General features: G+C 59.0%; 17 protein-coding genes. 6 read left to right on the top strand and 11 right to left on the bottom strand.

What is annotated here, in order from left to right:
* Positions 1 to 25 precede the first annotated feature (25 nt).
* Together DV706_RS21240 and DV706_RS21235 are read right to left on the bottom strand one after the other, a co-directional pair.
* Positions 26 to 1,858: a hydantoinase B/oxoprolinase family protein gene (locus tag DV706_RS21240; protein WP_006068093.1), complete on the bottom strand. Its 1,833-nt coding sequence runs from the start codon at positions 1,856 to 1,858 to the stop codon at positions 26 to 28.
* Positions 1,855 to 3,954, bottom strand: coding sequence for a hydantoinase/oxoprolinase family protein (locus tag DV706_RS21235; protein WP_006068092.1), 2,100 nt, complete (start codon positions 3,952 to 3,954; stop codon positions 1,855 to 1,857). The genes DV706_RS21240 and DV706_RS21235 overlap by 4 nt, the downstream gene beginning before the upstream one ends.
* A 128-nt stretch (positions 3,955 to 4,082) precedes the next feature.
* On the opposite strand from DV706_RS21235, the gene DV706_RS21230 reads away from it, so the two are divergent.
* The gene (locus DV706_RS21230; protein WP_006068091.1) at positions 4,083 to 5,288 is read left to right on the top strand and encodes an acyl-CoA dehydrogenase family protein; all 1,206 of its coding nucleotides are present in this window, start codon (positions 4,083 to 4,085) and stop codon (positions 5,286 to 5,288) included.
* 1,023 nt (positions 5,289 to 6,311) lie between these two features.
* Here DV706_RS21230 and DV706_RS21225 read toward each other — a convergent pair.
* The 3 genes from DV706_RS21225 to DV706_RS21215 form a co-directional block, all read right to left on the bottom strand.
* Positions 6,312 to 7,049, bottom strand: a complete 738-nt coding sequence (locus DV706_RS21225) for an aspartate/glutamate racemase family protein (RefSeq protein ID WP_006068090.1) — start codon at positions 7,047 to 7,049, stop codon at positions 6,312 to 6,314.
* Positions 7,050 to 7,129: 80 nt separating this feature from the next.
* Positions 7,130 to 8,572 (bottom strand): acetyl-CoA hydrolase/transferase C-terminal domain-containing protein, encoded by a 1,443-nt coding sequence (locus tag DV706_RS21220; RefSeq protein WP_006068089.1) that lies wholly within the window; start codon positions 8,570 to 8,572, stop codon positions 7,130 to 7,132.
* Positions 8,569 to 9,135 (bottom strand): MaoC family dehydratase, encoded by a 567-nt coding sequence (locus tag DV706_RS21215; RefSeq protein WP_049890028.1) that lies wholly within the window; start codon positions 9,133 to 9,135, stop codon positions 8,569 to 8,571. Before DV706_RS21215 ends, DV706_RS21220 begins: the two co-directional genes overlap by 4 nt.
* Positions 9,136 to 9,402: 267 nt before the next feature.
* Here DV706_RS21215 and DV706_RS21210 point away from each other — a divergent pair, with 267 nt between their 5' ends.
* The gene (locus DV706_RS21210) at positions 9,403 to 10,029 is read left to right on the top strand and encodes an SHOCT domain-containing protein (RefSeq protein WP_136351025.1); all 627 of its coding nucleotides are present in this window, start codon (positions 9,403 to 9,405) and stop codon (positions 10,027 to 10,029) included.
* Positions 10,030 to 10,047: 18 nt separating this feature from the next.
* Here the strand turns inward: DV706_RS21210 and DV706_RS21205 are convergent, their stop codons facing one another.
* Both DV706_RS21205 and DV706_RS21200 read right to left on the bottom strand, forming a co-directional pair.
* Positions 10,048 to 10,809, bottom strand: coding sequence for a polysaccharide deacetylase family protein (locus tag DV706_RS21205; RefSeq protein ID WP_049890015.1), 762 nt, complete (start codon positions 10,807 to 10,809; stop codon positions 10,048 to 10,050).
* Between the two features lie 183 nt (positions 10,810 to 10,992).
* Positions 10,993 to 11,808 carry an ABC transporter permease gene (locus DV706_RS21200; RefSeq protein WP_006068085.1) on the bottom strand — a complete coding sequence of 272 codons (816 nt, stop codon included), beginning with the start codon at positions 11,806 to 11,808 and terminating at the stop codon, positions 10,993 to 10,995.
* Positions 11,809 to 11,977: 169 nt separating this feature from the next.
* Here DV706_RS21200 and DV706_RS21195 point away from each other — a divergent pair, with 169 nt between their 5' ends.
* On the top strand, positions 11,978 to 13,747 hold the full coding sequence (locus DV706_RS21195) for a TCP-1/cpn60 chaperonin family protein (RefSeq protein ID WP_006068084.1): 1,770 nt from the start codon (positions 11,978 to 11,980) through the stop codon (positions 13,745 to 13,747).
* A 123-nt stretch (positions 13,748 to 13,870) separates the two neighbouring features.
* Here the strand turns inward: DV706_RS21195 and DV706_RS21190 are convergent, their stop codons facing one another.
* Positions 13,871 to 14,779 carry an ABC transporter permease gene (locus tag DV706_RS21190; RefSeq protein ID WP_006068083.1) on the bottom strand — a complete coding sequence of 303 codons (909 nt, stop codon included), beginning with the start codon at positions 14,777 to 14,779 and terminating at the stop codon, positions 13,871 to 13,873.
* Positions 14,780 to 14,826: 47 nt separating this feature from the next.
* On the bottom strand, positions 14,827 to 16,155 hold the full coding sequence (locus DV706_RS21185) for a spermidine/putrescine ABC transporter substrate-binding protein (RefSeq protein ID WP_240756962.1): 1,329 nt from the start codon (positions 16,153 to 16,155) through the stop codon (positions 14,827 to 14,829).
* Between the two features lie 154 nt (positions 16,156 to 16,309).
* On the opposite strand from DV706_RS21185, the gene DV706_RS21180 reads away from it, so the two are divergent.
* From DV706_RS21180 to DV706_RS21170, 3 genes are read left to right on the top strand one after another with little or no spacing between them, the layout of a single operon-like run.
* Complete coding sequence (locus tag DV706_RS21180; protein WP_006068081.1) at positions 16,310 to 17,293, top strand: asparaginase; 984 nt, start codon at positions 16,310 to 16,312, stop codon at positions 17,291 to 17,293.
* Between the two features lie 33 nt (positions 17,294 to 17,326).
* Positions 17,327 to 18,100, top strand: a complete 774-nt coding sequence (locus tag DV706_RS21175) for an SDR family NAD(P)-dependent oxidoreductase (protein ID WP_006068080.1) — start codon at positions 17,327 to 17,329, stop codon at positions 18,098 to 18,100.
* Entirely contained in the window at positions 18,097 to 18,543 is a 447-nt protein-coding gene (locus DV706_RS21170; protein ID WP_006068079.1) for a DUF3830 family protein, read from the top strand. Before DV706_RS21175 ends, DV706_RS21170 begins: the two co-directional genes overlap by 4 nt.
* A 35-nt stretch (positions 18,544 to 18,578) precedes the next feature.
* Here DV706_RS21170 and DV706_RS21165 read toward each other — a convergent pair whose 3' ends face one another.
* Together DV706_RS21165 and DV706_RS21160 are read right to left on the bottom strand one after the other, a co-directional pair.
* Entirely contained in the window at positions 18,579 to 19,781 is a 1,203-nt protein-coding gene (locus tag DV706_RS21165; RefSeq protein WP_049890014.1) for an ABC transporter ATP-binding protein, read from the bottom strand.
* A gap of 2 nt (positions 19,782 to 19,783) precedes the next feature.
* Entirely contained in the window at positions 19,784 to 20,911 is a 1,128-nt protein-coding gene (locus DV706_RS21160) for an ABC transporter ATP-binding protein (RefSeq protein WP_006068077.1), read from the bottom strand.
* Positions 20,912 to 21,299 lie beyond the last annotated feature (388 nt).

The following is a 21,299-nucleotide window of genomic DNA, read 5'->3' as shown; positions in this document are numbered from 1 at the left end:
TCCGACCACAAAAAACAGTTGCCGACTACTCGTTCCGCAGTTCGTCCGTCGCTGCTGTATCGAGCGTGCCGTCTTCGATGACGACGCCGTACTCCTCGCGAGCGTCGGTCTCCGAAACCAGTCCATCGAGGTAATCCTCGTAGACCGTGTCGGCCGGCCGCTCGTACGGATCGCCGTAGCCGCCGCCGCTCGCTGTCTTGATGAGCACGCGGTCGTTGGCCTCGAACTTGTAGCCGGACTCTTTCGAATGGAGATCCAGCACCTCGCCGTCGGCTTTGATATGTTTCAGGTCGCCGTGAGTCCCCTCTCCGCCGCCGAAGAGACCGTGTGGGCGGTACGTGTTGCCGTCGCCTTCCATCGTCATTACGGCGTCCGTGAGGAACTGCGACTCGCGGACGATCCCGTGGCCGCCTCGAGTCCGCCCGGCACCGTGGCCGTCCTCGCGGAGCCCGTAGCGTTCGACCCGCATCGGATGGGAGAGTTCGATGTCCTCGACGGGCCGATTCTTCGTGTTGTGGACGAGCGCGTCGACCGCGTCGAGGCCGTCGGCTTCGGGCCGACCACCGTAGGAGCCTTCGTTGACCTCGAGGTAGACCCAGTACTCGCCGTCGTCGTTCGTCCCGCCGTAGCTCACGAAGTACACCTGTCCGCAGGTGCCCGCACAGACCTTCTCGGGGATCGCTTCGGCAAGCGCTTTGATGATGAGGTCGCTCATTTTGTCGACCTGATTGATACGGGCGAACGCCGACGTCGGCGGCGTCGGGTTGAACATACAGCCCGGTCGGGCCTTCGGATGGACGGGTGCGAACGTTCCCGAGTTCTGTGGCAGATACTCATCGCGAACGAAAGTGTCCATCAGCAGCGACCGGATTGTGAAGTAGATACAGACGTCGGTCGAGCCGTGGAACGGAATGTTGTACCCCGTCGGCGTCTGGTCGGCGGACTCGCTCATGTCGACGGTAATGTCGCTGCCGTCGACGGTCACCTCCGCGGCGATCTTCAGTCGCTGCCCCCGGTTTCGCCCGTCGTCGTCGAGATAATCCTCGGCGTAGTACGTGCCGTCGGGAATCGTCCGGATCTCGTTTCGCAGGAGCGCTTCGGCGTACTCCATCAACGCCTCGCCGGTCTGCTGGATCTCCTCTAAGCCGTACTTTTCGACGAGGTCGAGATACCGGTTCTCACCGACGTGACACGAGGAAATTTGCGCCTGCAGGTCGCCGATGACCTCCCGCGGCGTCCGGACGTTGTCCTCGATGAAGTCCCAGATGCCGTCGACTCGCTCGCCCTGATCGTATACTTTCGTCGCCCGGAACAGGCTTCCTTCCGCGTACATGTCCTCGAGGTCGATGGCGAGGCCGGGCGTTGCCGAGCCGATGTCGAGGTGGTGGGCTGTGTTCGCCGCCCAGGCGATGTGCTCGCCCTCGTAGAAGATGGGGACGGCGACGGCGATGTCCGGCGAGTGGCTCGCACCGTAGTGGGGGTGGTTGTGGATGAAGACGTCGCCCTCGTTGATGATCTCCTCGCGGTCGACGCCGCGTTCCTCGAACGTCTTGTACATGCCGTCGAGGTAGCCGATCAGCGAGCCGACGTGCATCGGCGTCGAGTCGCTCTCACAGAGTTCGCGACAGTCGGTCGTGAAGATCCCTGCCCCCATATCCTCGCTTTCGCGAATAATCGAGGAGTACGACGAGCGGATGAGTTTGTACCCCATCTCTTGGGCGATCGTATCGAGTTCGCCACCGATGACCTGCATCGTCACCGGATCGATATCACGTTCGCGGAGAACGTCCGCCGCCGTCGTGTCGTCGTGTTCGTCGTCCGGTGCCGTCTGGTCCGTGTGGTCTGGATGTGTGGTCATCGTTTCTCCGTTGTCAGTATGATCGAGCCGTTCGCTTCGACCGTCGCCGTCCAGTCGGGGTTGACGACGACCGTGCTGTCGAACTCGTCGACGATCGCTGGCCCGTCGATCTCGGTGCCGGCTGCCAGTTTCTCGCGCTCGTATCGTGGGACGGTCAGCTCCTTGGGGGTGTCCGGGGTGCCGAAGACGATCGTCGACTCCGTCGTTTTGGCTGCCTCGAGCGCGCCATCGGCTGCGATCTCGGGTGGGGTGTACGACTCAACGTTGCCGATCGCGGTCACACGGACGTTGAGCAGTTCGACCGGGTCCGCCTCGAAGTAGTGGCCGTACTCGGCTTCGTGTCGCTTCTCGAAGCGCTCGCGGAGTCTGGCGTGCCAGTCGCCGTCAGTTCCGTCGAAATCGATGTTCAGTTCGTAGCCCTGCCCGTCGTACAGACAGTCGACCGACGATCTGAACTCCCATCGTGCGGAATCGATCTCGTCGCGCTCGAGTTGCTCGCGTCCACGGGCTTCGAGGCGCTCGAACGCCGCCTCGATAAACTCGCCATCGACCTCCTCGAGTGGGCTGCTGACCGTCTGCTGGTAGTCGTATTTCACGTTCCCCGTCAGGAGTCCGCGAGCGGAGGCGATTCCCGGTGACGGTGGCACCAGCACCGTCGAGACCTCGAGTTTCTCGGCGATGCTCGCGCCGTGCATCGGCCCGGCACCGCCGAAGGCGACCATCGTGTACTCGCGTGGGTCGTAGCCCCGTTGGACGGTCTGTTCGCGAATCGCCCGGTACATGTTCGTGTTTGCGACCTCGAGCGTGGCGAGTGCGGCCTGTTCGGGCGTCTCGAACTGGGCCTGGTCGGTTCGATCACACAGCTGTGTCTGCAGGGCGTCCCGAGAGCGCTCGGGCTCGAGGTCGAGGTTGCCGCCGAGGAAGCTGTCGGGATCGATCCGGCCGAGGACGACCTGTGCGTCGGTCGTCGTCGGCTGGTCGTTGCCACGGGCGTAACAGGCCGGGCCCGGGTTCGCCCCGGCGCTTTTCGGGCCGACGTTAAAGCCCATCGCGTCGTCGAACCAGGCGATCGAGCCGCCGCCCGCGCCGATGGTTTCGATGTCGAGCATGGGCGTGATCGTTGGGTAGCCGCCGACAGTGCTGTCTCGAGGATCGCGCTCGAGGACGCGCCCGGGGACGACAGAGATATCCGCACTGGTGCCACCCATGTCCAGCATGACGAGGTTCGGCTCGTCGACGTGTTCGCCCTCGAACGCCGCCGAAAGCACGCCCGCGGCTGGCCCGGAAACGAGCGTCGTGACCGGCCGTTCGGCGACGTTTTGCACGCTCGCCATTCCGCCGTTGGACTGCATGATGAGCACTTCGGCGTCGAAGCCCTCGTCGGCGAGACCATCGCTGAGCCGCGTCAGATACGTCGACATCACGGGCTCGAGGCGGGCGTTGATCGCTGTCGTCGTGAACCGCTCGAACTCCCGAAACTGGGCGACGACCTCGCTCGAGGTCGAGACGCTAACGTCGGGGAACTGCTCGTGAATGAGTTCTTTCGTTCGGTCTTCGTGCTCACGATTGAGATAGGAGTGGAGATAACAGACGGCGATCGATTCGACGCCATCAGCGACGAGGTCGCCGGTTTCTTTCAGTACGGCGTCTTCATCCAACGGGATGACAACGTCCCCAGGTGGGTAGACCCGCTCGGTGATCTCTTTGCGGTGTCGTCGTTTGACGATTGGCTGTTCCTGCCAGGAGATCGTCTGCTGGAGAGAGAAACTGTGGGGTTTCCGATGCCGGCCGATATGTAACACGTCTCGAAACCCGTCAGTCGTGAGTAGGCCTGTTTTTGCCCCTTCGTGCTCGATAAGGGCGTTCGTCGCTACGGTCGTGCCATGAAGGATCTGATCAACGTCGGCCGGCTCGATTCCGGCGAGTTGACAGACTTCGACGATCCCCGTGAGCGTCGACTGCGATGGATCCGTCGTTGAAGGTGTTTTGAACGTAAACTCGTCGTCCTCGGTGACGAGAATAACGTCGGTGTTCGTGCCACCGACGTCGACGCCGACACGGGTCTCACTACTGCTGCCTGTGCTCTTGCTAACCATACACAAACAGTTTCTCTCTGCTGGAGGAGTTAACCGTTTCCCTCGGTTTGTGACTGGTCCGTCGGCAGGTAACTGCAAGATTGTTGAGAGGGCGTAGCTTTATCTGGCCAAACTCAGAAGAGACAGTGATGGTCACAGTAGCGACGGATACCGTAGAGCTATCAGCACAGCAACAGCTCGTCAGAGAGAGCATCCGTGACATCTGTAGCGAGTTCGACGACGAGTACTGGCGGGAGAAAGACCGCGCTGGCGACTACCCTGACGAGTTCGTCACAACGCTTGGCGAACACGGCTGGCTCGGTGTGCTCATTCCCGAGGAGTACGGTGGAGCGGGCATGGGGACCGCCGAAGTCGTCGTCATGATGGAAGAGATTGCAGCAAGCGGCGGCGGCTTTGCGGCGGCACAGGCGATCCACGGCGGTATCTACAACTCCGTGCCGATCGTTCGCCACGGCAGCGACGAACTGAAAGAACAGCTGCTGCCGGACGTCGCCGCTGGCGACGTCGCGATTCAGTCGCTCGGTCTCACCGAACCGAACGCTGGTTCGGACTCGACGTCGATCGAAACGGTCGCTGAAAAACACGACGACGAGTACGTCATCAACGGGCAGAAAATCTGGACGTCACGCGTCGATGCGAGCGACTACCTGCTCGTCGTCGCTCGAACGACGCCGAAATCCGAGGTCGAGAAACGAACACGAGGGATCTCGATGTTCCTCGTCGACGTGCAAGACGCACTCGAGGCTGCAACGCTCGAGATGAAATCGATCCCAAAGACGGCGAGCAATGCCGTCCACGCCTACGAGCTCTGGTTCGACGAACTACATGTCCCCGTCGACAATCTCATCGGCGAGCGTGGGAACGGCTTCTATCATCTGCTAGATGGGCTCAACGAAGAGCGGCTGGTGATCGCCGCAGAGTGTCTCGGCCTCGGCGAACTGGCGATTCAGAAAGGAGTTGATTACGCAAACGAGCGCGTGGTGTTCGACCGGCCGATCGGCCAGAATCAGGCGATACAACATCCGCTAGCGAAGGCCTATGCAGAGATTCAGGCTGCAAAGCAACTGACGTACAACGCTGCGACCGCCGTCGAGGGTGAGTCGGGGGCAGCAGTTGGGTCACAGGCGAACATGGCGAAGTATCTCGCTGCCGAGGCCGCCTTCACGGCCGCCGATGCTGCTGTTCAGGCCCACGGCGGCTTTGGTGTCGCTCGAGAGTACGACGTCGAACGGTACTTCAGGGAGGCACGGCTCACCCGACTCGTTCCGATCACACAGGAACTCGTGCTCAACTATATCGGAGAGAACGTGTTGGGACTGCCGCGCTCGTACTGATACTGTCCTCTCTTTCATACGGACTGTTGTAGTCAATTGCCGCCGATCACCAGAGACGGGATCGGTGATCGGCGGTACATCGTTACAACAGACCGTATTAGCGCCGGGGGTTCAACTACCCGATTGGATGTACCCGCCACTGTTGTCGTGTTCACTGCTATCGTAACAACTGCAACTATTCACACACCGATCGCATAGCCGTCGTGCGATCAGGTGTGCATTGACTTGCAGTGGCTACTGTATTCGACCATCTCGTTTGCCGCTGATTCGTTCTGAATCCGTATATAAAGACCGCTATCGCCGGACTAATACATTTTTCAGTGATAGATATACTATCAACAAAAGCGCGTGTTCGAGTTGGAGTTGTGCTATTTCTGTCACCTATCCGTAGTATGTGATTACAAACTCAAGTGAAGAATGCACACTTGTATTGGGATCGGCGAGATATATACTAATTTGTGTTGTTACGGGTGCATGAGCTCGATAAAAATCTGACTGTTGGCGAATTAGTGGGATATCGTCACATTTGTACTGAAATCCGGACGGTCTGGAAAACGTAACTATGTGTGTAGACTCTCTTTATATAACGTTCGGTATCGCTGAACGCATCTGATTTGCTGCGGCTCTCTCAAAGCCGCACGACTGTGGCCTCTTCTCCGTCGATCGGCAGCTATGGTGGTAGCACCAACTCCTCGCCGAGACGCGCTCCACAGATACGATTACATCCGTATTATTGTAAATAATGTGTGTTGGTCACGATTGCCATACTCTTGTTCGGTCGGCCATCTACGATAATTGCTACACTATTACAACCATACGGGTGTAATCCTTTCACCGTGTGAACGGTCTATTCTTGCATCACTCAACTGAAAATATCTGTCTGGCTCGTCCCATATATATAATTCGGCAGTAGCGGACACACAGCAGCTGTCTCCGACTGAATTCTGTCCCGACAGGTCGTCTCAAAGGCAGTCGCTCACAGTCGCACAGTATTACTGAGAACAGCGCCGCTCGAGGCCGTGTTTACCGCTGATAGCGGTCGGGGTAGCCGATGATCTCCTTCGATTCTGGCGGCTTGTACGTCCGGATCGTACTCGTCTGCTTGCCCAGTTTGACGAGCGCTTCTGCGAGGACCGCACCGGCCCCGACGCTGTCGATAACGGGGACTGGGAGTTCCGCCTCGAGCGGTTCGTCGAGGCCACCCATGCCGGCACAGCCAAGACAGATCACTTCGGCATCGTCTTCCTCGATCGCCTGCCAGCTTGCTTCGAGGAGCGCCTCTGCTGCTGCGTCACGGGTATCTTCAGTCTCGACGACGGTCAGCTCGGTACAGCGGACCGACGCGCAGTGGCCCTCGAGTCCCGTCTTTCGGACGGCTTCCTCGATGAAATCACGCGCTCGGGGGAGAATCGTGACGACAGAGAAGCTTGCCCCCAGCATGTTCGCGACGTACATCGAGCCCTCGGCGATGCCGACGACCGGTTTCTCGGTGACTTCTCGGCAGGCGTCGAGTCCCGGGTCACCCCAGCAGGAGTTGACGAACGCGTCGTACTCCTCGTCGCCGTCTTCGGCTTTGAGGATTTCGTCGAGAATGCCCGGCACAGCGAGGTAGTCGTCGTAGTACGATTCGATACTGATCGGGCCACGCTCGGGCGAGACGGCGACGACCTCAGTCTCGTCGCTCGTGTACTTGTTCGCGACAGTACCGATGTTCTCGGTCATCTCGAGTGTCGTATTCGGATTGATAGCTTTGATCTTCATAGCTCGCGCCACGACGAGAAGTTCACGGGAGCGAGCAAAGCTGTTTCTCCGGTCGGCTCGAGGCTGATGACAGCGAGCAGTCAGGATTGCCAGGAAAACGCAGACTCGAGATGATGCGGGATATGGCCGCCACTCACCTCGCTCCGCTCGAGGTATGTCTCGAGGTCGTCGACGAACTGCGGATGGGCACACTGCTCGATGAGCAGCCGGCTGCGCTCGCGTGGGGAACTGCCTCGCAGGTCAGCAACGCCCTGTTCGGTGATCACGACCGAGATGTCGTGTTCCGTGTGGTCGACGTGGGGACACATCGGAACGAGACACGACGTCTCTGTCCCGTGTCTCGAGGGCAATGTCGTAATCGTGAGCGGGGAATTGCGGTTGAAATCGCCGCTGCCACCGACTCCGTTCAGGACGCGTGAGCCGCTGACGTGCGTCGAGTTGGCGTGGCCGTAGAGGTCGACTTCGACGGCGCTGTTGATCCCAACGACGCCGAAGCGATCGATCAGCGCCGGGCTATTGGAGAGTGCTGCCGTCCGAAGGACGACCGAGTCGCTGTACTGGTCGATGTCGTCGAACAGTCGCTGCTGGCCTGCAGCAGAGAGCGCAAACGACGTCGCGCTGGCCCCCTCGAGCGTCCCGTTTTCGATCATCTCGAGCAAGCCATCCTGGAACACCTCGCCGTAGTAGTAGACGTCGCGCTCACCGAAGTCGATCGCCGACAGTGCGCCCATGAGCGCGTTGCCAAGGCTGCCAACGCCGAACTGCAGCGCGATCCGGTCGTCGAAGATCGAACAACGCTCGAGTTCGGCCTCGAGGAACGTCGCCAGATTGGCTGCGATCTCCCGGTCGGTCGCGGACGGCTCGCGGAAGCTGTAGGGGTCGTCGGCCGTCTCGGTCTCGACGACGGCGAGGAGCTCGTCAGGATCGAACTGGATTCGCGTCTCACCGATTCGGTCCGCTGGGTGCTCGAGCGGGATCGGCTTCCGGTTCGGTGGCAAGGCCCGTTCGTAGATGTCGTGAAACTGGCCGATCTCGCGGGGGATCGAGCTGTTGACTTCGATGATCAGCGTCGATGCCGCCCTGACGTACGCTGCAGTGTGGCCGATCGACAGGGAGGGAACGAACCAGCCATCGCCGACGGCGACCGCTTCGACGATCGCGATATCGGGTTCTGGAAGAGAGCCCAGCGCGACCTCGTCGCCGACCGCCGAAATGAACCGATCCTGGTACGCGATCGTGCCGTCGTTGACCGCTGCTCGAGCTGCGGGCCGCGACTGATACGGATAGCGGCGGGCGACCGCCCCCGATTCGACGAGTGCCGTGTCGATCTCCTTGCCAACGCTACCCCCACTGATGATCGTCAGCTCGAGCGCTCGATCGTCGTCGGCAAGCGCCAGCGGGAGCGCCTTCGGATAGCCGACCGCGCCGAAACCGCTGACGGCGACGACCGCATCGCTGTCGACGTGTGCGGCGGCCGTCTCGGCGTCGACCGGTTCGATCGCGCTCTCTAGTCTGTCGCTCATTGATCGGGCTCCGGCTGCGTGCCGACCCCCTCGGGCCAGCCCGGTGGCTGTGCGGCCGAGGGCTCGGCGTGACTCCGTTTGAGGACCATCGGCGTTCGCTCGAGCGAGAGCACGAGGTCGTTGTCCTGATTGTACGCCCGGAGTTCGGTCGTGACGATGCCGACATGGTCGCGGGACTCGAGTTCGCGTTTGTGCAGGACCTCGCTTTCGGCGAAGATGGTATCACCGTGATAGACGGGGCCATGATGTCTGATGTCGTCGTAGCCGAGGTTGGCCGTTGCGTTGACCGAGATATCGATGACGCTCATGCCGACTGCGAGCGCGATGACGAACGTGCCGTCGACGAGCCGTTCGCCGAACTCCGTCTCGGCTGCGTAGGCCTCGTTGAAATGCATCGGGTTGAGGTTCATTGTGACGTTCGTCATCCAGACGTTGTCCGTCTCGGTGACGGTGCGTCCGAACGGGTGTTTGTAGATATCGCCGACGCTGAAATCTTCGTAGTAGCGGCCGTGCCAGCCCTCGACGATGCGGTTCTCTCCGTCTGTGTGTTCATCTGTTGTCATGGATTTCTCTGACGAGGCTATCGGCCAGCCGCTAGCAGTTCGGTCACGGACGGCGATCAACACCATGCGTGCCGTGTTGTCGTCGCTGTGCTGTCGCTGGCTGTCGATAGTTCGTCGGTCGCATCACTCCGCGCTGTGGGTGTGATACTCGTTCTCGTCGAATCGCTATAGCTGTTATCGCTACGAACTGTAACGTGGCGTTCTCTCGAGTGTCACGAGCCGTGGTGGCGCTCGGGAATTTATATGCGTGCCCGGCTTCTGACCAGTATGGCACCAGATGACGAGACTGGCCGACAGGAGACCTCGGTATCCCGTGGCGATGTTTTCTCTGAGTCGGCCGCCGAGACACTCGAGCGACTCGAATTTGACGAGCGTGACCGCCGTTTGCTCCTCGAGCAACTGGACAGCGACGAGCATGTCCAGTACGTCCTTCGTGGGCGGCTCATGGACTCCGAATCCAACGACGACGACCGTAAGCAACGTGAGGAGAGTCGCACCCGAAAAGTGGCGAGTCACGGCCGAGACTTGTTGACGGTCGTGACTGGCCAGCGACTGCTGGTCGTGGTTCAGCGGAACTCACCTGCCGATCACGAGTATCGCTCAGTTCCCAGTACCGATGTAGAGCGTGTGACGCTCGAAACAGCGAACGGCAACCAGCGGCTGGTCGTTCGGGGGGCCAGCCGGTACTACATCGATGTCGGTCGAAGCCCAACCGACGTCGCCAGCGCTGCCTGCACACAGTTTCGCCAACAGATCGGTGCCCAGCCTGCTGACGACCAGCCCGTTGACGATCCGCTCGAGACACTCGAGCGGCTGGCGACCTTACTCGAGCAGGGACATCTCACGGAACAGGAGTTCGAGGCCAAAAAACGGGAGTTGCTGGATCGGATCTGATCGTGATCCGCTGATCGATCAGTTGTTCTCGCGGAACTCGGAGGCGACGGCGTCCATCTCTTCGAACTCGACATCGTCGTGATCCATCATGTGCTCGATCAACTCTTCGAGTCGCGAGATGCGGTGGGCCTGCCCGATGACCTGTGGGTGCAGAGTCAGGATGAACACGCCGTCGTCGACGTTTTCGTGCATCCAGTCGAACTGGTCGTAGTAGCGCTGGAACAGCGAATCCTCGCTCACGTAGCCCATACGGTGTGGGCGTGCCCAGGTAAACGTCAGTGCAGGCCAGTCGTCACGCTGCCAGGAAACGGGGAGTTCGACGATATCCGTGGGTTCACCGCGGTCGTACGGGCCGTCCTCGGGTGCGCTCCAGTCGCCGTAGAGCCAGTGGGGTTCGAAGTCGGAAGCCATCTTGCTCGAGTCCCACTCGATGCCGACTTCGTCGAGAATGTCGAGTGTGTTCGCCGAGTAGTCCCACGCAGGCGAGCGGTAGCCGGTGGGTTTGCGACCGGTGAGATCGACGATCGAGTCGATCGCTCGTTCGACGTCCGCCATCTCGTCCTCTTTGGTGTCGTACGTTGCGGGACCGGTGTGACTCCAGCCATGGTGCTGGATGTCGTACCCGCGATCCCAGACTTCGGCGCTGATCTCTGGGAAGCTGTCGATCGTGTGGCCAGGGATGAACCAGGTCGCAGGGATGTCGTGTTTGTCGTGGAGGTCGAGCAGGCGCGGGGCACCGACGTTCGCCCCATACACACCTCGAGAATGCCGTGTTGGCATATCCCAGGAGTCATATGACCACAGCCACGTCGATACCGCGTCAAAGTCGTACGTAAGGCATACTTTGGACGTCATTGCGAATTCGAGTTCGAGGGGTATCTAAAAAGCCTTTTCTTGTGTTTGGTTGATAGTATCACCCACACCAGAAACCACGGAAACGCATTTTCGAGTCACAAGACTTCGTCAGGTCTGTCTGGCACCGTAGACGACGAGGCCACCGGCAATAAGGAGGAGAATCGTCGAAAACACCGTCGTCATGCTCCCGAGGGCGAACAGTTCCGGAGTTGCACGTTCTGCAGAGGCGATACTGAACACTTCCATTGGCATGGTTCGGTCTCGGCCAACGAGGAGGAGACCACGTTCGGCTTCGTTGTACGAGAGCGTAAACGCGAAGACGGCTGCACCGAGAACGGTTGGCGCGATCTGTGGCAGGATAATCTCTCGGAACGTGGTGACTCGACTTGCCCCCATCACTCGCGCTGCTTCTTCGTTCTGTGCCAGATTCGGCGGGAAGCCGGCGAGCAAGACGATGACGGCAAACGGGAGCGTCCAGACGACGTGAGCTGGGAGAGCAAGCCACATCGACCGCGAGAGTCCGAGCACCTCGTTGAGAAACAGCGTCGAACCGACGCTGAACGCGATCCCTGGTGTGATGATCCCGAGGACGATCAGATACAGGAACAGCTTCCGACCACGGAAGTCATAGCGATATGCAAGCGCCGCGGCAGTGCCCAGTATCGTCGTGATCACCGTCACAACGAGTGCAAGTTGGATCGATCGCCAGACCGAGATGAGAATGCCCCGATTGCCTGCCAACTCACTGTACCACGCCAACGTAAACCCTTGATACGGCGGCGAGATACCGCCTGCGTTGAACGAAAAGACAATCAGCGCGATCATCGGGGCGTAGATGTACAGCGAAATCAGGATGAAATACGCTGCCAGCAGGCGTTTCATATCGAACCACTGAACGAGTCGTGTTAACACAGATTGATCCATCTGTGCGTCGACCGAAGAGTGCTTTGTTGCCATCTACCCTGAGTACTGGTGGCATATCATATAAAGATACTGCGCATGGCTTGTGTCAACATGGTTAACTCAGCGACGAAAACGCGGCTATCCGTGGATAGGTTTTTATTCGCTGCCCGTCGGAATGACAGTGTTACACATGGAAGACGGAACCGAAACTGGTGGGGAGTTACAGTTTCCACACGCAAACATCGTCGCTGCTCGAGCGGTAACTGGTGTCCTCGAGAGCTCGGTCGGCCCACTATCTCACGACACGCTGATTGCGGGTCGACCATCCGGAGACCGAGAGCCGGGAGAGCCTCCAACACGGGTGGATACGATCAGCAGCGATGGCGCGACTATCCTCGAGGAACTCCCAATTGAACATCCAATGGGGCCGATTATCCGTCGGCTTATCGCTCCGGAACGGCCGGGAACGACGGATGTCGTCGGGGAAATCGTCCCAGACGGGATCGCAACGACTGTCGTTTTACTTGGTGCGCTACTCGAGGAGGGTGAACGACTAATCGAGATGGGTGTTCATCCGACGACGATCGAGCAGGGATACAGCGTGGGCCTCGAGCACGTCGAGGAAACGATGCAGTCGCTCTCGAAGCCACTCGATTCGTTTGCGGAGCCGACTGCTGCTGCGGAGATGGTTGCCCGATCGGCCATGACTGGCAACGATATTGGGAATGCGCGAGCAGCGTGGGCATCGGGTGCCGTCGAGGCAGCCGGACAGGTCGGGATGCCAGACGAGGAAACGCTTGCTGTCCGGCAGATCCGCTCGGGATCGATCGCAGATTCGCGGCTCGTTTTCGGGTCAGTGCTCGATCGAAACGAAATCTGTGACGATCGGATGCCCCGCCGAGTCGAGGATGCGAACGTGCTCGTGCTCAGTGGATTCAAACGCGGAAAAGCGAACGACGGGAAAACTGGCGGGCTGCAGGATCCAGATTTCCAGCAAGACGGCGAGCGGATCATCGTTGATTCGCCCGATGAAATCGAAGCATTCGACGACGTGTTCGTAAGTCGCCGCGAACAGGTCGTTGATGGCCTCGTCGAGGCCGGTGTCGATGTCGTCGTGACCAGGACCGGCATTACCGACGCCTATCAGGAACTGCTCGTCGAACGTGGGATCATGGGGATCCGCGGCGTCAACCGCCTCAAACTCGCACAGTTGGCGAGTGCAACCGGTGCAACACCAGTCATCGACCCGACGGACGTGACACCGGCTGATCTCGGCTACGCGGGGCTTGTCGAACAGCAGGTCATCGATCAGCGCCAGGACCGCCGAAAACGCCGACGGATGATGGTGTTCAGCGAGTGTCTCGATCCGGACTCCGTGACGTTTCTGCTCCACGGAGTTCACGGCCAGCTTGGCGAACAGGCAGCAACGGAGATCAGAAAAGCCGTCGCTGCGGTTGCGACGGCGAACGGAGACACCAGAGGGCCCCCGGGAGTGCTCCCCGGTGGTGGGGCGACCGAACTCGAGCTCGCGAACGCGCTGCGTGACGCCGCGCTCGATGCAAACGGACGCGAGCAACTCGCTCTCGAGGCGTTTGCCGATGCGACGGAGCGATTCGTGTCGACGCTCGCACGGAACGCGGGAATGGATCCGCTGACGACGCTAACGAACCTTCGAGAGGCGACGACGAACGCAACGAACGGCACCACTCCGGGACTTGTCTTGCCCGACAAGCAGGTCGATGATGTCCTCGAGGCAGGCTTGCTCGATCCGACAGGGATCCGTCTCCGATGTTATCGACATGCCGTCGACGTCGCGTTGCTCGTGCTTCGCGTCGACGATGCGATCGACGCGACGTTTACCGACGAGCCGACGGATCCGGGAGATGCGATCTACGACGAACATGCGGAGAACCACCAGGAGTATCTCGACGAGCGAGACGATACGATCTGGCATCAGTGACACCGTTCTCGTCATAGGCGTGGGAACTTCGTCTATGGTTTTGTTTAACCAGACAGAATGTTCCAGCGCCACGCAGTGTGTGTGATTGTACCGGTCAAAAAACAGTGTGTCGAGTATTCGAACTCAGTCCTGGCTGGCAATCTCGGTGATATCGACGACTCTGAACAGCAGGAAGACGAACGCGAAGATCACGACGAGCAGTGTGATCGAGAGTGCTGCAGCCGAAGGGTAGTTGAGTCCCTGACTGTAGCGGTTGAAGATCAGCGTCGGCACCGTGTTGGCACCGCCACTGAGGAACGATGGCACGGTGAAGTTCCCGATCGTCAGCACGAACGTGAACATACAGCCAATCGCGACACCGGGGAGGCTTAGCGGCCACGTAACGTTCTTGAACGTCTCAACCGGGTCTCCACGCAGCGTTTCGGATGCGTTGAGCAGCCCCTCATCGATCTGTGACAGTGAGATGTAGATCGGTGCCGCCATGAACACGACGTAGTTTTGCAGATAGCCGACCGCTTGTGAGAACGACGAGAACAGCAGCCAGCCGATCGGCCCACTGGTGAGCCCGAGATTCATCAACAGCCCGTTGACGATCCCGTTTCGTCCCAGAATCGGAAACCAGCCGAACGTTCGGATCAGCTCCGACGTCCAGAACGGGATGACGAGGAACAACAGTAAGACGAGTCCGACCATCGGCGTGGTGTGGAATCGGAGATAGTACGCGAGCGGGTAGCCGAACGCGAGTGTGATGATCGTCACGATGATTCCAACGCCGATCGTTCGGACGAACGCGCCCCGAACCGCACCGGAGCCGAACACCCCATCGATCCACGCCGAGAGCGTAAACTCGTTTACCACATTGAACGACTGATACGTGAGGAAGCTGTAGTAGAGAATAACGAGCAACGGAAGCAACAGAAAGACGGCAAACCACAGTACGGTCGGCGCTATTAGCCCAGTCACTTCGTTGACCAGGTCATCCCTGTCGCTGTTCAACAGGCCTGATATGCCGGTTTTTGGTTCAGAACTCATGTGATACGTGTTTCTGACTGCGGGAAGATGGTCGTACCATACTCGAGTTAGGCAGCCAGGAAGTCCTCCCAGCGTGAGACCATGTAGTCTGCCTCCTCGGGCCAGATCTGGAAGAAGCCGATGCGGTCGATCCGTTCTTCGATCGGCCCACTGTCACGAGTGCCGCCGTTCGAGTCGGGAGAGCCTTCCTCCATCGACCAGTCGTAGTCGAGCGGATCGAACAGCGCCGGTTCGTCGATCTCTTCGTACGTGGCCTCGCCGCGGTACGCCCAGTCGTAGTACTCTGGTCCCATTCCCTCGCCCGAGTCGTCCGAGCCGTCGCGGACGAGTTCCTCGTTTTCGTAGTGGGGCACGGAGTAGCCACGACCCTGAACGAAGCCGGGGAACCACGCGCCGAGGTGGACCTGATCGTACAGGAACGTGACCTGCTCGACGTTCTGCCGCTCGCGTGCGCCCTCGAGTGTCGCCATCCCACCGTACCAGTAGCGGTAGCCTTGAATGCCTTCGCTCATCGTGGCGTAGGTACACGGTGTCCCTTCTCGGCGGACGTCCATCGCTGCTGGCTGCCAGATGTCTCCGATGACCGCTTCTTCGCCGGCCATCAGCGTCACGGACTCGCCGTAGGCTTCCCAGGTCGACCGGAACTGCCCAGCTTCTTTCTCCTCAATAAGGAAATCGATCGCCGTATCGAGTTGGTCTTGCGTCGGGTTGTTCAACTGGCCGATGTCGCCGTCGATCATGTCGTTGTCGAGTAAGTGCATGATCGCCTGCGGGATCGTGATCGCTGCAGTCTCGCCGACGATGACCTCTCCCTCGTACTGTTCGTCGAACTGTGCACTCCACAGGGAGACGTCGTCGACAAACGATGGGTTGTACCCCATCGCGTCGAAGTTGTAAGCATACGGCGAGAACAGGATCTCTTCGCGGGTGTCTCCGTCGACCCACAGCTCTTGGTTGACTGTGTCGACTTGCTCGCCGAGATGACTCAGCCGCTCGGCTGGGTCGGTAAACAGGTCGGAAATCTGCTCTTCGTCCCAGTTTTCCAGGTCTTCGACCGGCATCGGAATCGTTACCGGGTTATCTCGAGTGAGTGCCCCAGAGCCGGTCGTATCCGACGTGAACACGTCCGTATTTTCGGATCCGCCGCCGAGGAGTTGTGCCTGTGTGTCACCGATTGTCGCAATCGTCGTGTTCACCTCGACATCCGACATCTCTTCCATCTTTTCGGCTTGCTCGTCACTGACCGCCCAGTCTGGCCCAATCCACTCGAGTGGTCGTGCTGGACCATCGTCGCCACCAATACACCCAGCAAGTGCTGCACCCGCTGCTGCGCCACCGTACGCCACAAAGTTTCGTCTACTGATACCGTCTGGCATTACAAGCAGTCACATACCCTGCGCCGTATTAAACGTTCCTCTTATGCAGACGTAAATCGGGGATTTTCTATATTCAAACGCGTATAGGTTGAATATTCCTAACTATCTACCGCATGTACAAAAGAGATATCCAGTCGGAGAACGATCATAACATATGCTACCAACAATCACTGTCCTCAGCACGGGTGGGACAATTGCGAGTACAGGTTCCGAAGCAGGTGCAACGCCAAGCAAACGAGGGGCAGAACTGGTCGAGGCCGTTCCAGAACTCGAGACACACGCTAACCTCACAGTCGAAGAGATCGCGCAGGTGCCAAGCTATGATATGACGTTCGACACGATGGCGGAACTCACCGCAGCCGTTCGACGTGTCGCAGCTACTGGCGCGGACGGTGTCGTCGTCACTCATGGCACGGATACGATCGAGGAATCTGCGTACTTTCTTGACCTCACGCTCGACTGTGCGATTCCGGTCGTTTTCACCGGTGCACAGCGCCGGCCCGACGAAACCAGTCCGGACGGCCCAGCAAACCTGCTCGCAGCAGTCAGAGCCGCGAGCCACGAGCAGTTTGACGACGGCGTGTACGTGGCCACAAACGACGACGTCCATGCCGCACGCGATGTTACGAAGACGCACACGAGCGCACTCGAGACCTTTGGCTCACCGAGTACGGGTCCGATTGCCACGCTGACCCGATCGGGCGTACGAATTATCCGTGAGCCGCGAAGCTACTCGGCGACGTTCGATGTCGGCTCCGTGACGAGTGATATCGCAATCGTCGCCAGCGGCGCAGATATGGGCCGTCGCCAGATCGATCACGCGCTCGAGGACGATGTCGACGGGATCATCGTCAACGGAACTGGACTCGGCAATACGACCAGCGAACTCGGCGATGGGATCGCCGATGCAGTCGCCGCGGACACACCAGTTGTTGTCGTCTCACGGTGTCAGGCTGGCACAACGGCACCAGTGTACGGCGGTGGTGGTGGCGGGACCACCTTACAGTCACACGGAGCGATCCACGGCGACGATCTGCCGGCTCACAAGGCCCGAATCAAACTCGCGGTCGTCTGTGCCCTTACCGACGACTTTGCGGACCGACAGCGACTATTCGTCGGCGAGGACCCCGAGCGATAGCTATTTGGCCTCTGCCATGGTTGCTGATACCGAATGTCAGAAGGACGCTTAGCGGGACGTGTCGCACTCGTCACGGGGGCGAGTTCAGGTATTGGAAACGCGATTGCAGCGAGATTTGGGGCCGAGGGGGCAGAGGTCGTCGTCGCTGACGTCAGGCGTGAGCCAAAACTCGAGGACGAACAGTCCGTTTTCGACCAACTCGAGGAAGTCGGTGCCGACTACGAGTTCGTCGAGATGGACGTCACGGACGAAGCCGACATCATCGACGCCCTCGAGACAGCGGAAACCGAGTTCGGTGGACTGGATATCCTCGTCAACAACGCGGGGGTCTATTTTCAGAATCAAGCCCACGAGACACCCATCGACGAGTATGATGCGATCATGGACGTCAATCTTCGAGGGCTGTTTCTCACGAGCAAGCACGCCCTTCCAGCGCTCAAAGAGAGCAACCATGGAACGATCATCAACCTCTCATCGATCTATGGGCTGGTTGGCGGAGAGAACAGTGCAGCCTACTGTGCGTCGAAAGGAGGAGTCTCTAATCTGACCCGGCAGCTGGCGCTCGACTATGCGGCTGACGAAATAAACGTCAACGCGCTCGCACCGGGGATCATCGAGACGGCACAGAACGCCGAGTGGCGTGAAACCGATCCGGAACTGCTCGCCGACTGGCAGGAGTCGACGCCGTGGCCTCGGTTCGGACTGCCCGAGGACGTTGCAGACGCCGCCCTGTTTCTGGCAAGTGACGAAAGCGAGTTCATTACCGGCCATGTACTGCGTGTCGATGGTGGCTGGACAGCGTGGTGACTGCCGTGAGTGAACTGCATCTCACCGTCGGCGAGGACACGTACGTCGCACCACTGCTCGAGTCGGAGGCTCCTGAGTCGATTCGCGCATTAAAAGTGGTCCTCCCGTTGACCTCCGAACTGATGCATGTCCGGTGGAGTGGCCACGCCACGTGGATCAACATTGACGAGGTCAAACTGCCAGATCTTCCCCGTGAAAACCACACCGTCTACCCATCTCGTGGCGATGTGCTACTGTATCCGGGATACAAGAACGAACAGGAACTTCTGATCGCGTGTGGTCCGACGTGTTTCAAAAGCCCGGCCGGCGAACTCGCTGGGAACCATATCGGCACCCTCGAGGCAACGCGTGAGGAACTAACCGCACTGGAAGAACGAACACTCAGAGACGGTGTCCAGCCGGTTACAGTACGGATCGAAGCGTCGGACACACACAGAGTGTGACAGTCGAAGGTGGCTGCGACTCGGCTGCCTGCCGCCTACTCGCCGAGGATATCTTTCTCGAGGTCGATTCCGTCGACAACGCTGGTCTGCTCGAGTAACGTCGCGTGATCTGCACTCCACCCGATGGAGACGGTCTCCGATGGCTCGATTCGGTCGAACGACTTCAGTTGGAGTTCGTGTGCAGTTCCGTCGGCCGTCGTCGCCTCGAGAATTACCTGCGTCCCCGACCCAGGTTGATGAATCACGTCGTCAACCTGGCAGTCGACGCTGTTGTCAAGTTCGTCATCGACTTCGAGATACTGTGGACGGACCGAGAAGGGGACCTGCTCACCGACGAGCGCTGTCGGTTCGGATCGCAGGTTCGCCGTCGTCGCAAGAAACGTCCCAAGTGGCGTATCGATGTGCGCGTAGCGACCATCGTCGGTGACGTCGGTTAGTTCACCAGTGAACGTGTTCGAGTCGCCGACGAACGCCGAAACGAACGCTGTCGCCGGCTCGTTGTAGACGCGCTCAACGGAGTCGGATTGTTCGACTTTCCCATCATTCATGACGACGATCTGGTCGGCAAGTCGCATCGCCTGTGTCTGATCGTGGGTCACGTAGACGAACGTCGTATCGAGCTCGCGGTGGAGCCGAAGCAGTTCTCGCTCCATGTGTTTCTGGAGCTTGTAATCCATGTCCCCCAGTGGCTCGTCGAGCAGGAGCAGCTTCGGCTCGAGGACCATACTCCGAGCGAGTGCGACGCGCTGTTTTTGCCCGGCGGAGAGCTCCTCTGGTTGGCGGTCGATAAGCGGCTCGAGGCGCATCATCTCGACAATATCGGTGACACGTTTCTCTTGCTCGTCCGCGTCGAACTGGAGACGTTGCAGTCCGTACTCGATGTTTTCTCCGACGGTCAGATGTGGAAACAGCTGAAAGTCCTGAAACACGAGCCCGATATCGCGTTCATACGTGGGTGCGTCGGTGATCTCTTCGCCACCGAGTCGTATCTCGCCCTCGGTCACCGGAATTTTGCCGACAAGCGAGTGCAGCGTCGTCGACTTCCCACAGCCGCTGGGACCGATCAACACGCAGAAGTCACCATCGTTGATACTGAAATCGATGTCATCGACGGCAAGTGTCCCGTCGGGGTAGATTTTCGTCAGCCCACGGACGTCGAGTGCGACTTCCTGCGTGCTGTCTTCCAATGACGGTTCGACTGTCGAGGCATCCGCCTCGGAGGATTCTGTGTCAGACATTGTCATTCGTCAATGAGGTCGGCGGTGGTAACAGTATCGGTTACACTGAGCTTGTCGAAGTAGAGGGCATCGTCAACATCCCACCCCAACTCGATTGATTCACCAACAGCCCCGATATCAGGGTTGTTCGGGGCGACAACGTAGAAATCCCGGTCGAGTCCGTCGAGTGATATCGCAAACTCGGTCGTTTCACCAGTGTACGTCTGTCCCTCGAGGACACCAGTAACCGTCACATCGCAGTCGTCCGTGGCAAGTGAGACGGCTTCGGGACGAACGATGACCATGCCCTCCTCTTTTTCGGCCCCGTTCTGTGCGGTTGCCATGATCGGCCCGATTTCAGTCGAGACTTCAATAACACCGTCGTCGACTGCAGTCGGTTTCCCGTCTGTAACCAGTGCGTTCGAGTCACCGACGAACCGGCAGACGAACGCTGTCTGTGGATTGTGATACACCGTCTCGGGTGTCCCAACCTGTTCGATCATCCCTTCGTTCATCACGACTAGTTTGTCGGCGAGTTTGAGCGCTTGGTCCTGGTTGTGCGTAATGTAGAGGAACGTGCTCTCGAACGTCGAATGGAGGCTCCGCATCTCGAGTTCCATTCGCTTTTGTAATTTGTAGTCGAGGTCGGCCAGCGGATCATCGAACAGCATGACCTCACATTCACGGCTTAGCTGACGCGCTAGCTCAACGCGCTGTTGTTGCCCACCCGAGAGCGAACCCGGAAGGTCATCTCGCGTCTCCTCGATCGCTAACAACGCCAGCATCTCGTCGATCGTCGTCTCGATCTCCGACTCCGAGCGTTCTTTCTCCCCTTGCTCGAGTCCAAACGCGATGTTCTCGGCGACCGTCTTGTGCGGGAACAACGTCTCTTCGAACTCCTGAAACACGTAGCCGAGGTTCCGATCCTGAACCGACATGCTCGCTGTGTCGCGGCCGCTAAGTGTGATCGTGCCTGCATCCGATTCGATCAACCCCGCAATACATTTGAGAAGTGTACTCTTCCCGCAGCCACTCGGCCCGAGAACGACACAGAACTCGCCATCCTCAACTTCTAGCTCGATGTCTCGGAGGACCGTCTCGGTGTGAAATGACTTAGTCACTGACTCGATCGAAATTGCGCTAGCCGTCATCAATGCACACTGTGTGTAGCGAGCATTTAGCTTTACCTGCTCTGCAGTCAGTACACCCCATCGAACACGACGGCTCTCTGACCTGAGATTGAGTTGGCTGCATTCTACACGATACAGCAACCCTGACCGAAATACGATTAGTTTATAAAAATACCTACCCCATATGGATATTCAAAAATATCACAATAGTAGGCAAGCCGCTCCCACGGGATTCATAATCTGAGCTGATCTCGGGAGTGGACATAATATCAAAACCAATCTAATAGCGGGTGATTTGTCGACTGCTCTCGGCTTAAACATTACTTATCTGTAAATAGGGGCTACTGTTCACCGTATGCGGAATTGGTAGCTGTGTTTTGTACCTGTTATTTATTGTATGTTTGGCACA

Source organism: Natronorubrum bangense, assembly GCF_004799645.1.
GTDB classification, from domain to species: Archaea; Halobacteriota; Halobacteria; order Halobacteriales; family Natrialbaceae; genus Natronorubrum; species Natronorubrum bangense.
The sequence above is the reverse complement of the archived record's forward strand: the minus strand, read 5'-3'. Positions and strand labels throughout refer to the sequence as shown.